This is a genomic window from Sphingomonas faeni, assembly GCF_040407505.1.
GTDB classification, from domain to species: Bacteria; Pseudomonadota; Alphaproteobacteria; order Sphingomonadales; family Sphingomonadaceae; genus Sphingomonas; species Sphingomonas faeni_E.
This window is the reverse complement of sequence record NZ_JAPZPQ010000004.1, coordinates 19,890-39,325: the sequence shown is the minus strand read 5'-3', so window position 1 is coordinate 39,325 and position 19,436 is coordinate 19,890. Positions and strand designations below refer to the sequence as shown.

Genomic DNA, 19,436 nt, shown 5'->3' with positions numbered 1-19,436 from the left:
TTACTGGCCACCGCCCCCGCCCTTGCTGGCGCCACCCGAGCGGCGTGGGCCGCCACTGCGCTTGGCGTCGTCGCCGCCGCTCGCCAACTGGCCGGTGATGACCTGCGCGCCGGGCTGAAGATTGCCCGACAGGACTTCGGTCATCGTGCCGTTGGTGTCGCCGGTGGTGATCTGCACCGGCTGCGGCGTACCGTCCGCGCCCTTGACGTAAATCGTCTGCTGCGCGCCGCGAGCGACCGTCGCGGTGCGCTCCGCACCGCCGCCACGACGCGGACGGAAGGTCAGCGAGCCGGCGATGCCGCCGCCCGCATCGCCGGACGCCGCGGTCGGCTTGAAGCGCAACGCGGCGTTGGGGACGAGCAGGACGTTGCGCTTGTCCGACGTCACGATGTCCGCGGTCGCGGTCATGCCGGGGCGCAGCGTCAGCGACTGATTACCCACCGTCAGGTCGGCGGCGTACGAGACGACCTGCCCGGTGGTCGAGGTCGCGGTGGTCGAGGTCGACGAGGTGGCCGAGCTGACCGTCAGGTTCGAGCCGAGATCGACCCGGCTGATCGTCGCGGGGAAGGTCTGGCCTGGGAACGCATCGACGGTGAAACTGGCCTTCTGGCCGATCTTGACCTCGCCGACGTCGGCTTCGTCGATCGCGACCTCGAGCTTCATCTTGGTGAGATCTTCGGCGATCACGAACAGCGTCGGCGTGTTGAACGACGAGGCGACGGTCTGGCCTGGGTCGATCTGGCGCGCGAGCACCACCCCCGTCACCGGCGAGCGGATGATCGCACGGGCGCGCTGCGTCTGGTTCTGCGCGAGAAGCGCGCGGCTGGCGACGACGTTGGCTTCGGCGACCTTCTGCGCCGCGACGGCGCGCGCGTAGTCGGCGCGGCCGGTCTGGAGCTCGGTCTTCGACGGCACGCGACCACCCGAGAGGCGCGAGACCTCTTCGAGGCGGTTCAGCTGTGCCCGCGATTCGGCGACGGTGGCCTGTGCCTGCGCGACCTGCGCCTGGTTCGCAGCAAGCTGCGCGCTGGTCTGGCGGATCTGATCGTCGAGCTGTTCGGGATCGATCAGCGCGAGCGGCTGGCCGGCGGTGACGCGGTCGTTGACGTCGACGACGACCTTGGTGACGAGACCCGACAGCTGCGAGCCGACCGTGACCTGCGTGGTCGGGGCGAGCTTGCCGGTTGCCGAGACGCTGACGGTCAGGTTGCCGCGCTGCGCGGCCTGCGTGGAATATTGCGTCTGTTCTTTCGCGCCGAAACACTTTGCGAGCAGCAGGCACAGCAGGACCACGCCGACCGCGATCACGACCCATTTTACGTAGCGTTTCCAGGGGGCCTGCGGCTTTACGCCGAGGAAGTCGTCGATCGATGCGTCGGCCATCAGCGTGCCTCTGGATTGGATATGGGCGCTTGCGGGATCACGGTGGAGTCCCAGCCGCCGCCGAGTGCGGCATAGAGTGCGATCAACGCGGTCGCCGCGTCGGCGCGCGCCTGCGTGGCGCCGTTGCGCGCGGACAGGAGCGCGGTTTCCTGCTGGTTGAGCGTGGTGAAATCGGTGAGGCCGGTGCGGTATTGGCTACGGCTGAGGATCGCGGAATTGTTCGACGCGTCGAGCGCGATCGCGAACTGCCGCTCGCGTTCCTGCGCGGTCTGGAGCGCGACGACGGCGTTCTCGACATCCTCCAGCGCGGTGAGGACGGTCGATTTGTAGAGCGCGAACGCACCGTCGGCGGCGGCTTCGCTGGTGCGGACCTGGCTTCGCAGACGGCCGCCGTTGAAGATCGCCTGGGTCAGGCCGGCGAAGAGGCTGCCGGTGATCGCGTCGCCGATGTTGCCGATCGAGGTCGCGTTGGTGTTGAGGTTGCCGGTGATCGCGAGCGCGGGATAGAGCTGCGCCTTGGCGACGCCGATCCGCGCGGTGGCGGCGGCGAGCGCGCGTTCGGCGGAGCGGATGTCTGGGCGCTGGCGCAGCGTGTCGGCGGGGATGCCGACGCCGACCGCGGCGGGGCCGGTCGGGATCGCCTTGGCCGGTGCCATCATAGTGCGGAGCGCGCCGGGTGCCTGGCCGGTCAGCACGCCGATGCGGGCGACCGCCGCGGCGTATTGCTGGTCGAGGCTGGGAATCGTCGCGGCGGTCTGGGCACGCTGGGCGCGGGCCTGTTCGGCGTCGACGCTGGAGACGAGCCCCGCCTGGACGCGGAAGCCGGCGATCTCGAGATTGTCGTCCTGGATCGCGAGCGAGGCGCGGGCGTTGGCGAGTTGCTGCTGGTACGAGCGGGCGAGCACGTAGTTGCGCGCGACCTCGCTTTCGACGGAAATGAGCACGGTGGCGTAGTCGTAGCCCGACGCGGCGTAATCGGCACGGCTCGCCTCGACGGTGCGGCGGATCTCGCCGAACACGCCGACCTGGTAGCTGGCACTGGCGCCGAGCGTGAAGCTGTTCGCGCCGCCGCCACCTGTATCGACGACGGTGCCGTCGGGCAACGTGAACGAGCGCCCGCCGCCGCGGACGTTCTCGTTGCGTTGATACCCGGCCGATCCGTTGACCGTCGGGAGCAGCGATGCGCGGTTCTGGAGCAGGCTTTCGCGGGCCTGGCGGAGGCGGGCGACGGACTGCGCGATGTCGAGGTTGGCGGCGGCGGCCTGCTCGACGAGCTGGCCGAGGACGGGGTCGTCGAACTTCTGCCACCAGCGGGTGAGGTCTTCGGGCTTGGTCTCGGAAGTGACCGAGTATGCGTCGGGGACGCCGAGCTCTGCCGCCGCCTTGGGGTGGTAGTCCGGGCCGACGGTGCAGCCGGCTAGCAGGACGGCCGCGGAGACGGGTGCGATGAGGAGGGCGCGGACGCGGGACATGGGCGGCAGGCATGACCAAGCGGCTGGGGCTAGTCCAGCGGTTTTGTGTCGCGAGGTGTCGCAGGTGGGGTGGAGGGGGGCGGCTTCATCTAGCGCCGGCGCCGCGGACTTGCGTGGCTGCTATCCCGATGGGACCTGTACGCACTGTTTAACTTGAGCCCCCGCTACTTGTTCTCCCGCGAAGGCGGGAGTCCAGTCTGGGTCCCCGCCTTCGCGGGGAAACAAGGTTTGCTGGCGCTTCCGTCACCCCGGACCTGTTCCGGAGTCCACCGTTCCGCATTCTCTCTGGGTCCTGAGGATGCGGAACGGTGGATGCCGGAACGAGCCCGGCATGACGGAGGCGTGTGAGGGCCGCATCCGCTACCCCCCCCCCGGCGAAGGCCGGGGCCCAATTGGGCGGACCGGGCTAATAAATGACTGCGGGCTATTACAACTGCCTTTCCAATTGGGCCCCGGCCTTCGCCGGGGTGGTGGTGCAGGTGTGAAGCCCCCCCCTCCCACCCCCCAAGAATCAAACCGCACCCGTTCCAATTTTGCAGTGCAGCGGAACGGAGCGGTGGCGCTAGGGGTTCAGGGATGATGCTAGCCGAACGCCAGCCCGCGACTGATGTCCTCGCGCCGCCCCTTGCCGTGCCTGACGCCGTGAGCCTGTTCTTCGATTTCGACGGGACGCTCGTCGACCTTGCCGCCACGCCGGATGCGGTCGTGGTGAGCCAGATGCTGCTCGATACGCTCGATACGCTCGCCGAGCGTTTCCCCGGTCGCGTCGCGATCATCAGCGGGCGGTCGATCGCGCAGCTCGACGCGATGCTCGGGCGCCACGCACATCTGTTCGCGGTCGCGGGCAGCCACGGGGCCGAAACGCGTACGCCCGACGACGGCCATGTTGCCGCTGAGCGCCCCGCCTCGCTCGAAGCCGCCGCCGACGCCTTTCGCGACTTCGCCGACGCCAACGGACTCGTCTACGAAGCCAAGAGCCTCGGCGCCGGCCTGCATTACCGGATGGCGCCGGACTTCGAATCCGCCGCCGTCCGCCTCGCCGAGGATCTCGCCGCCGCCCACGGCCTCACACTTCAGCGCGGCAAGATGATGGTCGAGTTGCGCACCCCCGGCGACAAGGGCGCCGCGCTCCGCAAACTGATCGATGCCCCGGCAATGGTGGGCAGCGTGCCGTATTTCTTCGGCGACGACGTCACCGACGAGGACGGGTTCGAGGCCGCGCGCGACCTTGGCGGGGCGGGCGTGCTGATCGGCGAGCAACGGCCTACCGCCGCCACCTACCGCCTGGACGACGTTGCCGCACTTCGCGACTGGATTGCTGCCATATTGGAAACACCCATGTTGGAAACACGATGACCGCACCTACCCAAAAAGCCGACATGAACTTGTGGCCGATCGGCAATTGCCAGGTCTCCGCGCTGATCGACAAGACCGGCACGTTCGTCTGGGGCTGCGTGCCCCGCGTCGACGGCGACCCCGCGTTCTGCGCGCTGCTCGGTGGCGATGCGCCCAAGACCGGATTCTGGGCGATCGAACTCGAGGGCGGTGCGAAAACCACGCAGGCCTATATCCGCAACACGCCGATCCTGGTGACACGGCATGAGGACGAGGCTGGCAACGCGGTCGAGGTGATCGATTTCTGCCCCCGCTTCGTGCGGGAGGGGCGGACCTATCGCCCGACCAGCTTCGTGCGGATCGTCAAGCCGGTCGCGGGCTCGCCGCGCATTCGCGTTAGGATGCGGGTCGCGACGAACTGGGGGAAGCCGACCGAGCACACGCAGGGTTCGAACCACATCCGCTTCCTGATGGACGACCAGACGCTGCGGCTGACCACCGATGCGCCGGTCGGGCATATCGTCGGCGAGAACTGGTTCCGGCTCGAGCGCCAGATGCACCTGTTCCTCGGCCCCGACGAGAGTTTCGCGGGCGTGCTGCACGAGGCGGCCGAAGCGATGCTGTCGCGGACCAAGGACGAGTGGCGCCACTGGGTGCGCGGGCTCGCGACGCCGGTCGAATGGCAGGACGTCGTCATCCGCGCGGCGATCACGCTGAAGCTGTGCCAGCACGAGGAAACCGGCGCGATCGTCGCCGCGCTCACCACCTCGATCCCCGAGCATGAGGGGTCGGAGCGGAACTGGGACTATCGCTACTGCTGGATCCGCGATGCCTATTATACGGTGCAGGCGCTCAACCGGCTGGGTGCGCTCGACGTACTCGAGGGGTATCTCGAATATCTGCGCAACATCGTCGATGCGTCGAAGGGGGGGCACGTCCAGCCACTCTACGGGGTCGGCGGCGAGGCGACGCTGATCGAGCGGATCGAGAGCGACCTGCCCGGCTATCGCGGGATGGGCCCGGTCCGCGTTGGCAACCAGGCGTACGAGCAGATCCAGCACGACGCATACGGCCAGATCATCCTGTCCGACGTCCAGGCGTTCTTCGACAAGCGCCTGTTCCGGATGTCGAGCGAGGAGGACTTCAAGAGCCTCGAACTGGTCGGCGACCGCGCGTGGGAGACGTACGACAAGCCCGACGCAGGGCTGTGGGAGCTGCGCACGAAGGCGCATGTCCACACCTATTCGGCGGCGATGTGCTGGGCGGCGTGCGACCGGTTGGCCAATGCGGCGGAGGTTCTCGGGCTCGAAGATCGCCGGACGTTTTGGGAAGAGCGTGCGACCACGATCCGCACGACGATCGAGCAATCGGCGTGGCGCGAGGATACGCAGCGTATCTCGGCGACGTTCGGTGGCGACGATCTCGATGCGAGCCTGATCCAGCTGCTCGACCTGCGTTTCTTCGCGCCCGACGATCCGCGCTTCCAGTCGACGCTGAAGGCGGTCGAGGAGGGTCTGCGGCGCGGGAGCCACATGCTGCGCTATGCGACCGAGGATGATTTCGGCCTGCCGCACACCGCGTTCAACGTCTGCACCTTCTGGCTGATCGAGGCGCTGCATGCGACCGGCCGGACCGCCGACGCCCGCGCGCTGTTCTGCGAGATGGTCGCACGGCGGACGCCCGCCGGGCTGCTGTCGGAGGATATCGATCCGAATACCGGCGAACTGTGGGGCAATTATCCGCAAACCTATTCGCTGGTGGGGTTGATCAACTGCGCGGTCCTGCTCAGCAAGCCGTGGAGCGCTGTCCGATGAGCCGCCTCGTCGTCATCTCGAACCGCGTCCAGTCGGTCGATGCGCCTTCGGGCAACCAGGGCGGCCTCGCGGTCGCGTTGCTCGCGGCACTCCGCGAAAAGGGCGGGGTGTGGTTCGGCTGGTCGGGATCGACCACCGAGACCTTCACCGGACATATCAATTTCCAGCAGGGCAAGGGCGTCACCACCGCGACGATCGACCTCGAAGAGCAGGATTTCGACGAATATTATAATGGGTATGCGAACCGGACCTTGTGGCCGCTGTTCCACTACCGGATCGACCTGACCGAGTTCGAGCGCGATTTCTCCAGCGGCTATGCTCGCGTCAACAAGCGGTTCGCGGAGACGGTGCTGCCGTTGATCGAGCCCGAGGATCTGGTGTGGGTCCACGATTACCACCACGTCCCGCTTGGCCAGGAACTCCGCAAGCTCGGCGTCGAGAACAAGATCGGGTTCTTCCTCCACATCCCGTGGCCGCCGATGGCGATGCTGCTGTCGCTGCCGAGCCACCGTGCGCTGGTCGAATCGATGTTCGCGTACGACGTGATCGGCTTCCAGACGCAGGACTGGCTCGACAGCTTCCTGCATTACGTGACGAGCCAGCTCGACGGCGTGGTCGGCGAGGATGGCTGGGTGACGGTCGGCGACCGCACGATCAAGGCGATCACGACACCGATCGGGATCGAGACCGCGGACTTCGAGAAGTCGGCGAACAGCGACGCGGCGCGGCATGCCAAGGAGCGGATGTACATGTCGGCGACCGGGCGCAGCCTGATCGTCGGGGTCGACCGGCTCGATTATTCGAAGGGTCTCGCCGAGCGGTTCGCTGGGTATGAGCGGTTCTTGGGGTCGCACCCGGATCGGCGGGGCCTGGTCTACATGCTCCAGATCGCGCCGCCTTCGCGCGAGAAGGTCGACACGTATCAGGAGATCCGCGCGAACCTCGATTCGATGTCGGGGCGGATCAACGGCGAATATTCGGACATCGACTGGACGCCGATCCGTTACGTCAACCAGGGGTTCCCGCGCGATGTGCTGGCGGGGATTTATCGCGCGGCTCGCGTCGGGCTGGTGACGCCGTTGCGCGACGGGATGAACCTGGTTGCGAAGGAATATGTCGCGGCGCAGGACCCTGAGGATCCGGGCGTGCTGGTGCTGTCGCACTTTGCGGGCGCAGCGACGCAGTTGAAGGACGCGGTGCTGGTCAATCCGTACAGTCCGGAGGAAATGTCCGACGCGATCGACCGGGCGCTAAAGATGCCTCTCGCCGAACGGAAAGCGCGGTGGGAGAAGCTGATCGACAACGTCCGGAAGGAGGACGTGATGTGGTGGTGCGAGCTGTTCATCACTGCGCTCGAGGCAGTGCCGGAGCACGTCGAGGCGTAATTCAATCCTCCCCCGCCAGGGGGAGGTGGCTGGCACTTGCTAGACGGAGGGGGAGGACACGGAACGTACGTGGCGCGTGCCTCCCCCTCCGTCGCCTTCGGCGCCACCTCCCCCTGGCGGGGGAGGATTCGTCTAGGGGCGCGCCACCGGGTCCGGCGCCATCAGCAGGCGGTTTCTCGGGATAGCCTCAGGCATTTCCTCGCGGATATACTTCAGCAACGCTTCCCGCACGTCGCAGCGCAGGTCGAACGCGATCGCGGCATCCTTCGCGGTCATCAACCCGCGCAGCTCGATGCAGTCGGTCTTCACGTCGGTCACCTGGAGATTGTAGAACCGCTTGTCCCAGCGCGGGTTGGACGTGACGATCTCGCCCAGTTTCTCACGCAGCCGCGGCACGTCGGCGGACGGATCGAGATACCAGAACACCGAGCCCATCAACTGGCTGGTCTCGCGCGTCCAGTTCTGGAAGCTCTGTTCGAGGAACTTCGACACAGGCACGACGAGGCGGCGTTCGTCCCAGATCTTGATGACCACGAAGGTCAGGTTGATCTGCTCGACGCGCCCCCATTCGCCGTCGACGATCAGCACGTCGTCGATCCGGATCGGCTCGGTGAACGCCATCTGCACGCCGGCGATCAGGTTCTTCAGCGCGGGCTGCGCGGCGGCACCGACGACGAGGCCGGCGATACCCGCCGACGCCATCAGCGTGACGCCGATCGAGCGGATGCCGGGGACGCTGAGCAGCATCAGGCAGACGCTGACGAAGATGATGAAGAACGTGCCTATCCGCCCGAGGATCGCCGCGCGCGTGCGTTTCCGGCGGGCGCGAAGATTGTCCTCGACCGAGATGTCGGCGCGGATCTCGATGACGTCCTGAAACGCGCGCAGCGCCGCGACCGCGAGCCAGCCGAGCAGTGCTGGGACGAGGAAGCCGAGCAACTGCTTCCACAGATCCTCGATGTCGTTGTCCATCGGCAGGATTCGCGCGACGAACGCGACTGCGACCGAGACGAATACCGCGCGCAACGGGCGGCGCACGCGGGCGAGGACGAGGCCGTCGGTCTTGGCGGTCGAGCGCCGCTGTGCATGGCCGCCGATCCGCATCGTCAGCCAATGCGCGACCAGCGCGACGAGGACGGCCGCCGAGACGACGGCGACGCTCTCCAGCCAGACCCATTCGGGGGGTATGTGGAGCGATCTGAACATGCGCATTTGAGCGCAACGGCCGGGTGGGCATGCGAGTTCCGCTGCAGTGCAGCATGATCGCACGATACGTAGCAGCTTTTTTCCTGCCACACTTCGTGCGTAAGTCCGCGACCATGAAGGCCATCATCCTTGCTGCCGGTCACGGATCACGACTGCTGCCGTTGACGCTGACGACGCCGAAATGCCTCGTGCAGGTCGGTGGTCGTGCGATCTTGGATCATCAGCTCGACGCGGTGGCAGAGGCCGGGTTCGAGGGAGCGGTGATCGTCGGCGGCTACCGGATCGAGCAGGTTGCGGCGCATCTGGCGGCGCGCGACGGTGGCGTACCCTCTGAGCTCGTGTTCAATCCGTTCTGGGGAATCGCCAACAGCATTGGCAGCGTCTGGGCGGCACGCGGATATCTGGAAGCGCCGTTCGCGCTGATGAACGGCGACACACTGTTCGATGCGGCCATTTTGCGCGCGGCGCTTGCCGATGGAGCATCCGGCGTGAAGCTGGTCATCGAGCCGCTGGTGACGCCGGGGCTCGACGATATGCTGGTCGAGGCGAACGGCGACGCTGTCGTGGCGGTCGGCAAGCATCTGGTCGGGCACCAGGCCACCGATCGGTCGCTCGGCCTGATCGTCTCGACCGGCGGCGGCGCCTATGCCGAGGCGTTGCGCGCGGTGATCGGTGAAGAGGACGGCATCCACGCTTATCATCACGCTGTCGTCCGGCGCGTCGCGGAGACCGTCGGCGTCCGCACGGTGCGGATCGCAGGGAATGTCCGCTGGCAGGAGATCGACCGCCCGGAAGACATCGCGCTGTGGCAGCACGACCATGACGCGCCTGCGGAGAGTTTTCCAGGATCATGACTCAGAAGGTCGCGTTCCTGTTTCTCGGCGAGACGCTGCTGATCCCGCATCTCTATCCGATCGTCGAGGCGCTGGTCGCGGTCGAGCCGGACCTGCCGATCGACCTCTGGGTGAGCACGTCGATGCACGAGACGCTGCTGGGCGCCTGGGTTCGCGATGCGGGGATAACGACGGTCCGCATCCGGCGGGCGCCCGGCTTCCGCAGCCTTGCCGGCTATGCCGACGGTCGCAATCCCCCCCTGCCCGCCAAGCTGCCGATGCTGATCCGCCTCGCGCCGTATCTCGCGCGGACCGCGGTGGTCGTCTGCGCCGAACAGACGAGCCTGTGGCTGCCGGCGATACTGCCGTTGCGGACGCGGTTCATCGACACCTTCCACGGTGCGGGATCGATGATGGCGCGCGGGCATTGGCGACGGCGCGCGGGATGGCGGACGCTGGTCGCCGCCGAACGCGACCGCGGTGCGCTGATCGCGGGCGGCGACGATCCCGCGCGGATCGTCACGACGGGGTATGTGAAGGCCGCCTTTCGCCAGCGGACCCCGCACGCCCGGTTGTTCGCGGATGCCAAGCCGGTGATCCTGTATAACCCGCACTGGCAGGCGCACCGGTCGTCCTGGTGGCGCTGGGGGCCGGAAGTTGTCGAGCGCATTCTGGCGGACGGCCGCTTCAACCTGATCTTCGCACCGCACCAGCGTCTCGTCGAGCGTGCGCCGGCGTTGCCCGCGTTCGTCGCCAGCCTTGAGGGGCGCAGCGGAATCCATGCCGATCTCGACAGCTTCGCGATGGTCGACGGCAGCTATACCGCCGCCGCGGACCTGTATCTCGGCGATACGTCGAGCCAGGTCGTCGAATATCTGATGCGACCGCGACCCTGCGTGTTCCTGAACGCGCTCGACGCAGACTGGAAGGGCGACGCATCCTACGCGATGTGGGACGCGGGAGAGGTCGTGGAGTCGCTTGCCGCCCTGCTTCCCGCGATCGAGCGCGCGCCGATGGTGCATCCCGACTATACCGCGTTTCAAGTCCGGTTCGTCGACGAGGCCTTGGGCGACGTGTCCGGCCGTGCCCCGGAACGTGCCGCTCGCGAGGTGATCGCAGCCCTGCGACGCTGACCGGTCTACGGCGGCGTTCGCAATTCGTCCGCAATCGGCTATCGGCACCCCATGCACGACACGCCAGCACTCGTCTCCGTCAGAAGCAATGCCACCTTGTTATGGGGCATGACCAATACCGAACGCGTCCGCCGGATCGGCGTCGCGCAAGGCCTGACAACCTATACGGACGATGGCGATACGGACGGCGGCGACAAGAACGACGGGCATAAGAGCGACGCCGGCCCGGCGATCCTGGCCAATCTTGCCTATGCATTCGATCCGATGTGGGTCGCGTATCTGAAGACGCGGCCCGGCACGGTCGTCACGCGTACCGGCGTCCCCGTTCTCGCGCATGTCCGTGATAGCGACGAACGCGCGCGCATGATTGCCGCGATGCTCGGCGAGGCGCCGTTGGTGACCGGGCTGACCGTCATCGCCGCAGAGGCGGAAGAGGGTATTCTCAACGAAGCGCTGCGTAAACGGGAAAAGCCGTTCGCCGAGTTGCTCACCCCCGCCGCAGTCCCGGCGATCGAGCGCGCGAGCTATGTCGGTGCGTATAAGGGCGTCACCGACCTGCTGACCAAATATCTGTGGCCGGAATGGGCGCTGGCGATCACGCGGCTCTGCGCGCGCGCCGGGATCACGCCGAACCAGGTGACCGCGCTGGGATCGGTCCTGTGCATCGTCGCGACGGTCGCGTTCTGGCATGGCTGGTTCTGGACCGGGCTCGCCACGGGCCTGGTCTTCATGGTGCTGGACACCGTCGACGGGAAACTGGCCCGGTGCACGATTACCGCGTCCAAGCTGGGGAACGCGTGGGATCACGGCGTTGACCTTGTGCATCCCCCCTTCTGGTGGTGGGCCTGGGCGGCGGGGTGTGCACCTTACGGCCGGCCGCTCGAAGACGGCATGTTCTGGGTCGTGATCGGTACGATGCTGTTCGGCTACGTCGCGCAACGCCTGATCGAGGGGGCGTTCATCGTTCGGTTCGGGATGCACATCCATGTCTGGAAGCGGTTCGACAGCTGGTTCCGGTTGATCACCGCGCGACGCAATCCGAACATGGTGATCCTGTTCGCAGGATTGCTGGTGACGCGACCGGACTGGGGAATCATCGGGGTGGCCGCATGGACCGCGATCTCGCTGGTGGTCCATAGCGTGCGGTTGGTGCAGGCTATTGCCCGCAAGGCCAGGGGCGAAACGCTGGTAAGCTGGCTCGCATAAGACATGTCGTCCCGCGTAAGGCGCATTCGATAGACGATAGGACGTAACCTCGCGACGAACGCCTCGTTCGCGTCGCAAATGTCATGTGCGCGCCGTGCTTCGGCCATCTTTTTCGCGCCTAAGCCCTATCATGAAGAGTGTAATGTCTTTGAGCTTGGGCGCGGCGGCACTGCTGATGCCCGTCTCGGCGCAAGCTTCCGAGGCGTGCGAAGGCGTGCCCGGTAACGGCAACGCAAAGCTGATCGTCGAGGCGACGGCGATGCACAACGCTGTCGGCGAAGTGGCCTTCACACTCTATCCCGATGATAAGAAACGGTTCTTGGCAAAGGGCGGCAAGCTGGCACGCGCGCGCGTGTCCGCAGCAAGCCCGCATGCGTGCTTCTGGCTGAAGCCCGGACATTACGCGATCGCGCAGTATCACGATGAGAATAGCGACCATGATTTCAACCGGACGCTGTTCGCGCCGAAGGAAGGCTTCGGCTTTTCCAACGATGCGCCGACCTCGATCGGGCTGCCGTCTTTCGAAGCGGTCCGTACCGCGTTGCCGGCAACGGGAACGATCGTGCGGATGAAAATGCGGTACCGCCGGTGATCCGAAATCTGCTGGTCGCAGCGGAATGGAAATCTTCCTGACACAAATTTGTAGCGGTTATGCGCCGTGATAGGTATCCTATATCGTGGCTGATGCTGTTTCGAACTTTCATGCCTTTGGCGGGCACCCTCTTTCGCCGCCGGCCCTGCCGGTCTGGCGGCCCGAGGGCATGATCGATTCGACCGACCCCGAACAGGCCGGCGTGAGTCCGCGCGATGCGGCGGCGAAGATCCGTACCGGCATCATCTGCAACCCGAAAAGCCACCGCAATCGTAGCAGCGTCGAAGCGACCAAGCCGTTCCTGTCGGGTACCGTGCTGGCCGTGACCCCGCGCACGCAGGCCGAACTCGCCGAAGTGCTGACCGATTTCGCGCGGCACGGCATCGAGTTGCTGGTAATCGACGGCGGCGACGGCACGATCCGCGACGTGATGACCGCCGCTGCACGCGTATGGACCGGTGCAGCCCCCCGCGTGGCGATCGTGCCGTCGGGCAAGACCAACGCGCTGGCGCTCGATCTCGGTATTCCCGATGACTGGACGCTCGATCAGGCGCTCAGCGCGGCGCGCGACGGGAACGTCAAGATCCGCCATCCGATCGAGGTCGTCCGCAAGGACACCGGCATGCGCCTGCACGGCTTCCTGCTGGGCGCGGGCGCGTTCGTCGACGCCACTGCGCTCGCGCAGCGCACCCACCGCGCAGGAGCGTTCAACGGCGTTGCGGTCGGGTTGGCGCTGTGCTGGGCGATCCTCCAGACCTTGTTCGGTGGTGCGAACAGTTCGTGGCGCGCGGGCAACCGGATGCGGATCCGCTTCCAGTCCCGCGGTGACGAGGGCGTCCATGCCGCAGGCAGGAATGCCGAAAGCGATCGCGCCCGCTATATCCTTCTCGCGTCGACGCTGAAGCGGATGCCGATCGGGATACGACCTTTCGGCGTGCCGCGCGCCGGACTGAAGACCTTGCTGGTCGATGCGCCGCCGCGCTGGCTCGCCGCCGCGACGCCGCTGATCGTCGCCGGATCGCCGGCCGCGTGGCTCGATCGTGCGGGGTATCACCGGATCGATTCGCCGAGCTTCGACCTGTCGATGGACTCGGGCTTCATCCTCGACGGCGAAGTCTATCCCGGTGGCGACCTGACCATCCGCGAGGCACGCGCGCTGCGTTTCGTCGTCCCGTGATCACGCTCGGCGACGTCGTCCGCCGCCAGTTGCACGTCCCGACCATCGCCGCCGTCCGTGACGTCGCGGCGATACTTGCAGGGGAAGCGCCCGAGACTGCGGCGGTACTGTTCTACGGCTCGAACCTGCGCACCGGCGAGACCGAGGGAGTGCTGGATTTCTACGTGCTGACCGCCGGCCCGCCCGAGCGCGGGCTTTGGCCGACCGTCAGCTACCGCGAGTTCGACCTGCACGGCGAGACGCTACGCGCGAAGATCGCGACGATGCGGCTGGCGACGTTTGCGAAGGCCGCCGCCGCGCAGACGCTCGACACGACGATCTGGACGCGCTTCGTCCAACCCTCCGCGCTCGTCTGGGTCCGTGATCCGGCAACCGCGTCGAAGGTCGCCGTGGCGATCGGCGATGCGGCGAAGTCCGCCGCGCGCTTTGCCGCCGCGCTCGGCCCCCAGACCGGTACCGCCGACGATTATTGGCGGGCGCTGTTCCGCCAGACCTATGCCGCCGAACTCCGCGTCGAGCGCAAGGGCCGCGAGGGCCAGATCCTCGGCTTCGATCCGGGTCGCTACGCCGAACTCCTGCCGCTCGCCTGGACCGCCGACGGGATCGCCTATCGCGACGAGGCGGGCATGCTGAAACCCGATCTGTCGGCAGCGCGACGGAACGCGTTGCTGCGTGCGTGGGGCCGTCGCCGACGTGCGGGCAAGCCGCTCAACGTCGCACGGCTGATCCGGGCGGCGTTCACCTTCGAAGGGGCCGCACGCTACGGCGTGTGGAAGGTCGAGCGGCATACCGGCGTCGCGGTGCCGCTGACCCCGTGGCGCGAAAAGCACCCGATCCTGGCCGCGCCGGGCGTGTTCTGGCGAGTCTGGCGGGCGCGCGCGCAAACCGGGCCGAAGACGGTATGAGCGCGGATGGTCGCGGCTTCAACGCGCTGATCCTCGCCGGCTCGCGCGGCGGCGTCGATCCGGTCGCGACCTATGCGGGCGTGTCGCACAAGGCGCTGATCGTGCTCGACGGCGAGACGTTGCTGGCCCGCGTCGCCGAGGCTTTGCGGGAAGCCGGCGCGCGTACGATCGCGGTATCGGTCTCCGACGACGCGGTCCGTGCAGCGGCAACCGCGCTCGGCCTCATCGTGCTCGACGCGGCATCCGGTCCCAGCCGCAGCGTCCGCGACGGCATCGAAGCGCTCGGCGCCCCCCTGCTGGTCACGACCGCCGACCACGCGCTGCTGCAGCCCGAATGGGTCACGCGTTTCCTCGCCGACGTCCCCGCACAGGCCGATGTCGGCGCCCTGCTCGCACGTCAGGACGTCATCGAAGCCGCTGCGCCGGGCACGCGCCGCACTTATCTGCGCTTTGCCGACGGCGCGTGGTCGGGGTGCAACCTGTTCTACTTCGCAACGCCGCGCTCGGTCGCCGCACTCGATCTCTGGGCCCAGGTCGAGGCGGACCGCAAGCGGCCGTGGCGGATCGTCCGCCGGCTCGGGATCGGCACGTTGATTCGGTATCTGTCGGGCCGCCTGACGCTGGTCGCGGCGATCGCGCATCTCGGTCGCCTCGCCGGCCTCGACGCAGCCGCCGTCGCCAGCCCATTCGGCCTGGCCGCGGTCGACGTCGACAAGCCCGCCGATCTCGACCTGGTCCGGACGCTCGTCGAAAAGGCTTGAGCCGCCAACCGCCTGCGCCAATTCCGCGAAGAAATAACTCGGCCTGCCGTTCGCCCCTGTCCCCAAGGGCCGGGTTGGTGCAAAGCGCCGCGCATGCAAACGCTCGCGCCCCAACCCGCCCCATCCGCCATCACGACGACCTCGATCGGCATTTATGGTAGCGCAGGACGCATGGGCCGCGCGATCGTCGAGGCGATCGAAGCGGCCGGCGCATCGCTCGCCGGCGGCGTCGATGCGCGCGAGGACCCGAACCCGCTCGCCCGGATCGCCGACGTGTTGGTCGATTTCTCGACGCCCTCGGCGGTCGAGGCGCATCTCGCCGCCGCGCGCGCCGCTGGTACCGCTATCGTCATCGGCACGACCGGCCTGTCGCCGCAGCACCAGTCGATGATCGACGACGCGGCGAAGGACATCGCGATCCTCCAGACCGGCAACACCTCGCTCGGCGTCACCCTGCTCGGCATTCTCGTCCGCGAGGCCGCCGCGCGGCTCGGGTCCGACTGGGACGTCGAGATCGTCGAGATGCACCACAAGCACAAGGTCGACGCGCCGTCGGGGACCGCGCTGCTGCTCGGCGACGCCGCCGCCAAGGGCCGCGGCACGACGCTCGCCGAACTCCGCGTCGACAGCCGCGCGGGGCTCGTCGGCGCGCGGACCGAAGGCACGATCGGTTTTGCGTCACTGCGCGGCGGATCGGTGATCGGCGACCACAGCGTGATCTTCGCGGGCGAAGGCGAGCGGATCGAACTCAACCACCGCGGCGACGATCGCTCGATTTTCGCGCGCGGTGCGGTGCGTGCGGCGATCTGGCTCGCGGGACAGCCCGCCGGACGCTACCGGATGGGAGACGTGCTCGGGCTTTAAGGGCGTGAAGAAGGCCGACGTCATCGAGTTCTACGCGCGTTTGGCGGAAGCCGATCCGCACCCCGTGACCGAGCTGGAATTCGTCAATCCGTACACGCTGGTCGTCGCGGTCGCCTTGTCGGCGCAGGCGACCGACGTCGGCGTGAACAAGGCGACGCGCGCGCTGTTCCGCGAGGTCGATACGCCCGAGAAGATGGTCGCGCTCGGCATCGACGAGCTGAAGCGCCACATCAAGACGATCGGGCTCTACAACACCAAGGCGAAGAACGTCATCGCGCTCTCGCAGATGCTGATCGACGACTATGGCGGCGAGGTGCCCAACGACCGCGCCGCACTCGAACGCCTGCCCGGCGTGGGTCGCAAGACCGCGAATGTGGTCCTCAACGTCGCGTTCGGTGCGGAGACGTTCGCTGTCGACACGCATATCTTCCGCGTCGGCAACCGTACCGGCCTCGCCCGCGGCAAGACCCCGCTCGCGGTCGAACTGAAGCTCGACAAGGCGACCCCGCAACCGTTCCGCCTGCATGCTCATCACTGGCTGATCCTGCACGGCCGCTACGTCTGCAAGGCGCGGACCCCGGAATGCTGGCGCTGCATCGTCAGCGATCTTTGCGCGTACAAACCCAAGACGTCGCCGCCTAAGGGTAGATCGCTCGCGAGTCCGGCACCGGAGTTGGACATCGATCCGGCAACCGGCGAGGCCTGATCGCGAAAACGTCTGGCGCACCCCGGTTTGCTTTGCTAGGCGGACCATCCGGCACCCGTAGCTCAGCTGGATAGAGCGCTGCCCTCCGAAGGCAGAGGCCACTGGTTCGAATCCAGTCGGGTGCACCATGACTTTCCCAAATTACGGTTTACCGTCCCCTTACCGCGGACGTCGTGAAATCCGAATGGGTCAACCCGAGCCAAGCCATTTCCTGCTGTGCCAGGCGCGATACTGGACGCTGTCGCCGAAGCGCCAGAAGCGGGTTTCGCGTTCGGTGCGGCCGGCGCGGACGAGCGTCCAGCATTCGCCGTCCGGCAAAGCGACGATGCGATGGATGTGGTTGGCGTCGACGCGGTAGGTTTCGCCGGGCACGCGATGACAATGCTCGCTGTGCCAGCTTCCGTCCGCGTTCAGGTGGAACACTTCGTCGACATAGCCGCCGTCGAGTATCTCGGTCTCGAACGACCAGGGATGATCGTGCGGAGTGGCGTGCGGTTCCGGATGCTTGAACCGATGAAGCGCGCGTCCATCGTCCAGGTGATATTTGGTAAAGGCGCGCGACATGCGTTCGATGCCGACGATCCTCGTGCCTTCGGGCACCCGTGCAGCGGCTGCACGTGGCGGTCTCAAGCTCACTGTCCACTATCCTTCCCTCAACACTGAGGGGACGCGCGGTCGGCTCCGCTGCCGACGCGGTGGAACGATACCGGATGCTGCGTCGCTTTGACACCGCTGCGTCGATCGAAACGATTGATGCGGCCCGAACCATGCGAGAGGACGCCTGATGAAGCCGCACGTGACCTGCCTGATGATCTCGTCGGTCGATGGCCGTCTGCATCCTAGTCGCTACACCAAAAGTCCCGACGGGACGCGCGAGGAGTGGAGCGCGGTCTACGAGGGTTTGCACGACGCGATGTCGGCCGACGCTTGGCTCGTGGGGCGGGTGACGATGGCCGAAATGTCGAAGGCCTCAGCGCATCCCTCCGTCGTTGCAGGGCCCGTGACGCGCCCCGTCCACATCGCGGCCACTGCGGACAGCTATGCGGTCGCGGTCGATCGATCGGGCAAGCTGCATTTCGACAAGGGCGATATCGGCGGCGATCACGTCATCGTGCTGCTGGGCAGCAACGTGCCGGACGCGCATCTAGCGGAGCTTGCGGAAGATGGCGTGTCCTACGTCGTGGCCGATACTGCACAGATCGATCTGGCAGCCGCCCTCGACGCATTGGCAGCGCATTTCGGCATTCGTCGGTTGCTGCTTGAGGGCGGTGGCGGGATCAACGGATCGATGATCGCAGCCGGTCTCGTCGACGAGCTTCAGGTGCTGATCGCGCCTGCGCTCGATGGCGGCGACAGCGTGCAAGGCATTGTGTCGCATGGTGCCGACGGTCTGGCCGGCACGGTGAAATTAGCCTTCCGCGGTGCGAAGCCAATGCCGCACGGCACCGTCCTTTTGACCTACGACGTTCGGTAGGTGTGTGCCGCCACGCGATCGCCTTACGCTGGCCGGACGTGTCTTATGCGGCACGCCTCGAGCGAACGATACCTCGATATATCGATTATAACTTTCACCCTCCAATATAACACGGTATATACCGTGTTATAGGGTTGCGGCGGAGAGTGAGAATGGAGGACGTGTTGGCAATCGAGGGCGCTGTCATGTTGGGCAGCCGTGTCAAAAGGTTAGCCGAGCGATTGCAGGCGGGTGCCGAACGGATCGCAGTTGATTGCGGACTGCCGACCCAGCCGAGCCAGATGCCGCTCCTTACCGCGCTCTATCGCCAAGGCCCGATGACGGTCGGCGAAGCGGTCAAGATCCTGGGCATCAGCCAACCGGCAGTGACCCGGATGCTGACCCGGCTCGTAGAGATGGAGCTCATCGAAACGAGCCGCGACGTGCGCGATCAGCGCAGCAAGACGCTGGCACTCAGTGCTAAAGGCGACGAGGCGATGGACCTAGCCACCACGGTGCTGTGGCCACGCCTGCGTGCTGCCGTGAACGAAGTGTGCGACGCACCCGCGCTGCTCGACCTGATCGACGCGACCGAGCGTGCGCTTGCGGATCGCCCGCTGGATCAACGCCCCTCCGGCGGTCTTGCGATCAGGCGTTTCAGCGATGCGCTGGCGGAGGACTTCTACCACATCAATGCCGAATGGATCGAAGCGATGTACCAGCTGGAACAGACCGACATCGACATGCTTCGACATCCACGGGACCGGATCATCTCGCCGGGCGGCGACATCCTGTTCGTCGAGGATCCGACCCTTGGCATGGTCGGCACCTGCGCGCTGCTGAAAACCGGCGATCGTCAGTTCGAACTGACCAAGATGGGCGTGCTGCACAGCGCGCGTGGCAGGAAGGCCGGCGAATTCCTGCTGCACGCGATCATCGCACGTGCCGAGGCATTGGGCTGTGACCGCCTCTATCTGCTCAGCAATGTCAAAAGCGCGGCGGCGATCCACCTGTATGAGAAGCTCGGCTTCGTCCACGACGCCGGGATCATGGAGGAGTTCGGCAAGCGTTACGCGCGGTGTAACGTCGCGATGCTCTATCGTCCGTCCGGCGCCATGCCGACATGCTCGGGCCCGGGCCCGGGCCCGGCGTCATGAACAAAGGCCTTGGCCGTCGACAAGGCGATGCTGGAATGGCGACGCCGCTGGTGT

18 protein-coding genes and 1 tRNA gene are annotated in these 19,436 nt (G+C 66.7%); 15 read left to right on the top strand and 4 right to left on the bottom strand.

Annotated features, from left to right (window positions below; translation table 11 throughout):
- Together O6X71_RS13290 and O6X71_RS13285 are read right to left on the bottom strand one after the other, a co-directional pair.
- Complete coding sequence (locus O6X71_RS13290; RefSeq protein ID WP_132896869.1) at positions 1-1,383, bottom strand: efflux RND transporter periplasmic adaptor subunit; 1,383 nt, start codon at positions 1,381-1,383, stop codon at positions 1-3.
- Positions 1,383-2,855 (bottom strand): efflux transporter outer membrane subunit, encoded by a 1,473-nt coding sequence (locus O6X71_RS13285; protein ID WP_353466287.1) that lies wholly within the window; start codon positions 2,853-2,855, stop codon positions 1,383-1,385. The genes O6X71_RS13290 and O6X71_RS13285 overlap by 1 nt, the downstream gene beginning before the upstream one ends.
- A gap of 579 nt (positions 2,856-3,434) precedes the next feature.
- Between O6X71_RS13285 and otsB the strand changes: the two genes are divergently transcribed.
- The 3 genes from otsB to O6X71_RS13270 are packed head-to-tail and all read left to right on the top strand — an operon-like array spanning position 3,435 to position 7,389.
- Complete coding sequence (gene otsB / locus O6X71_RS13280; RefSeq protein WP_353466286.1) at positions 3,435-4,211, top strand: trehalose-phosphatase; 777 nt, start codon at positions 3,435-3,437, stop codon at positions 4,209-4,211.
- On the top strand, positions 4,208-6,004 hold the full coding sequence (locus O6X71_RS13275; protein ID WP_353466285.1) for a glycoside hydrolase family 15 protein: 1,797 nt from the start codon (positions 4,208-4,210) through the stop codon (positions 6,002-6,004). Before otsB ends, O6X71_RS13275 begins: the two co-directional genes overlap by 4 nt.
- Entirely contained in the window at positions 6,001-7,389 is a 1,389-nt protein-coding gene (locus tag O6X71_RS13270; protein WP_056060743.1) for an alpha,alpha-trehalose-phosphate synthase (UDP-forming), read from the top strand. The genes O6X71_RS13275 and O6X71_RS13270 overlap by 4 nt, the downstream gene beginning before the upstream one ends.
- 132 nt (positions 7,390-7,521) lie before the next feature.
- Here the strand turns inward: O6X71_RS13270 and O6X71_RS13265 are convergent, their stop codons facing one another.
- A complete protein-coding gene (locus tag O6X71_RS13265; protein WP_435368487.1) occupies positions 7,522-8,601 on the bottom strand; it encodes a mechanosensitive ion channel family protein in 1,080 nt (359 codons plus the stop codon).
- Between the two features lie 107 nt (positions 8,602-8,708).
- On the opposite strand from O6X71_RS13265, the gene O6X71_RS13260 reads away from it, so the two are divergent.
- The 10 genes from O6X71_RS13260 to O6X71_RS13215 all read left to right on the top strand — a co-directional run bounded on the left by O6X71_RS13260 (position 8,709) and on the right by O6X71_RS13215 (position 16,900).
- Complete coding sequence (locus O6X71_RS13260) at positions 8,709-9,449, top strand: phosphocholine cytidylyltransferase family protein (RefSeq protein ID WP_353466283.1); 741 nt, start codon at positions 8,709-8,711, stop codon at positions 9,447-9,449.
- Entirely contained in the window at positions 9,446-10,561 is a 1,116-nt protein-coding gene (locus O6X71_RS13255; protein ID WP_353466281.1) for a hypothetical protein, read from the top strand. Before O6X71_RS13260 ends, O6X71_RS13255 begins: the two co-directional genes overlap by 4 nt.
- Before the next feature lie 51 nt (positions 10,562-10,612).
- Entirely contained in the window at positions 10,613-11,767 is a 1,155-nt protein-coding gene (locus O6X71_RS13250; protein ID WP_353466280.1) for a CDP-alcohol phosphatidyltransferase family protein, read from the top strand.
- 142 nt (positions 11,768-11,909) lie between these two features.
- On the top strand, positions 11,910-12,359 hold the full coding sequence (locus O6X71_RS13245) for a DUF2141 domain-containing protein (protein WP_353466279.1): 450 nt from the start codon (positions 11,910-11,912) through the stop codon (positions 12,357-12,359).
- A gap of 169 nt (positions 12,360-12,528) precedes the next feature.
- Positions 12,529-13,536, top strand: a complete 1,008-nt coding sequence (locus O6X71_RS13240) for a diacylglycerol/lipid kinase family protein (RefSeq protein WP_353466278.1) — start codon at positions 12,529-12,531, stop codon at positions 13,534-13,536.
- Positions 13,533-14,441: a hypothetical protein gene (locus O6X71_RS13235; RefSeq protein WP_353466277.1), complete on the top strand. Its 909-nt coding sequence runs from the start codon at positions 13,533-13,535 to the stop codon at positions 14,439-14,441. Before O6X71_RS13240 ends, O6X71_RS13235 begins: the two co-directional genes overlap by 4 nt.
- A complete protein-coding gene (locus O6X71_RS13230) occupies positions 14,438-15,202 on the top strand; it encodes a nucleotidyltransferase family protein (protein ID WP_353466276.1) in 765 nt (254 codons plus the stop codon). The genes O6X71_RS13235 and O6X71_RS13230 overlap by 4 nt, the downstream gene beginning before the upstream one ends.
- 93 nt (positions 15,203-15,295) lie before the next feature.
- Positions 15,296-16,066, top strand: coding sequence for a 4-hydroxy-tetrahydrodipicolinate reductase (dapB, locus tag O6X71_RS13225; RefSeq protein WP_353466275.1), 771 nt, complete (start codon positions 15,296-15,298; stop codon positions 16,064-16,066).
- Between the two features lie 4 nt (positions 16,067-16,070).
- A complete protein-coding gene (gene nth / locus O6X71_RS13220; RefSeq protein WP_353466273.1) occupies positions 16,071-16,772 on the top strand; it encodes an endonuclease III in 702 nt (233 codons plus the stop codon).
- Between the two features lie 51 nt (positions 16,773-16,823).
- Positions 16,824-16,900 (top strand) — tRNA-Arg (locus O6X71_RS13215).
- Between the two features lie 61 nt (positions 16,901-16,961).
- On the opposite strand, the gene O6X71_RS13210 is transcribed toward O6X71_RS13215, so the two are convergent.
- On the bottom strand, positions 16,962-17,408 hold the full coding sequence (locus O6X71_RS13210) for a hypothetical protein (RefSeq protein WP_353466272.1): 447 nt from the start codon (positions 17,406-17,408) through the stop codon (positions 16,962-16,964).
- A 148-nt stretch (positions 17,409-17,556) separates the two neighbouring features.
- Between O6X71_RS13210 and O6X71_RS13205 the strand changes: the two genes are divergently transcribed.
- Both O6X71_RS13205 and O6X71_RS13200 read left to right on the top strand, forming a co-directional pair.
- Positions 17,557-18,246, top strand: coding sequence for a dihydrofolate reductase family protein (locus O6X71_RS13205; protein ID WP_353466271.1), 690 nt, complete (start codon positions 17,557-17,559; stop codon positions 18,244-18,246).
- A gap of 152 nt (positions 18,247-18,398) precedes the next feature.
- Positions 18,399-19,382 (top strand): bifunctional helix-turn-helix transcriptional regulator/GNAT family N-acetyltransferase, encoded by a 984-nt coding sequence (locus O6X71_RS13200; protein ID WP_353466270.1) that lies wholly within the window; start codon positions 18,399-18,401, stop codon positions 19,380-19,382.
- Positions 19,383-19,436 lie beyond the last annotated feature (54 nt).